The organism is Escherichia sp. 93.0816 (assembly GCF_013368855.2).
GTDB classification, from domain to species: Bacteria; Pseudomonadota; Gammaproteobacteria; order Enterobacterales; family Enterobacteriaceae; genus Escherichia; species Escherichia ruysiae.
Genome location: NZ_JABWNC020000083.1, coordinates 1 through 441 on the forward strand (window position 1 = coordinate 1; position 441 = coordinate 441).

The 441-nt window shown below is 49.9% G+C and carries 1 protein-coding gene and 1 tRNA gene; both read left to right on the forward strand.

All coding sequences use genetic code 11. The features are described from left to right. Window positions 1–61 precede the first annotated feature (61 nt). Window positions 62–137, forward strand: a tRNA-Thr gene (locus HEM79_RS22365). Between the two features lie 114 nt (window positions 138–251). Then, on the forward strand, window positions 252–441 hold a 190-nt coding region (locus HEM79_RS22370), incomplete at its 3' end, for a GTP-binding protein (protein WP_021498352.1).

Below are 441 nucleotides of genomic sequence, written 5' to 3' on the forward strand. Positions count from 1 at the left end.
ATTACCTCAGCCTTCCAAGCTGATGATGCGGGTTCGATTCCCGCTGCCCGCTCCAAGATGTGCTGATATAGCTCAGTTGGTAGAGCGCACCCTTGGTAAGGGTGAGGTCGGCAGTTCGAATCTGCCTATCAGCACCACTTCTTTTCTCCTCCCTGTTTTTTCCTTCTGTTTATTGCATTCAACAAGTCGGGCATGTTGCCTGGTTGATGTGGTGATATCACCGATTTATCCGTGTCTTAGAGGGACAATCGATGTCTAAAGAAAAGTTTGAACGTACAAAACCGCACGTTAACGTCGGTACTATCGGCCACGTTGACCATGGTAAAACAACGCTGACCGCTGCAATCACTACCGTACTGGCTAAAACCTACGGCGGTGCTGCTCGCGCATTCGACCAGATCGATAACGCGCCGGAAGAAAAAGCTCGTGGTATCACCATCA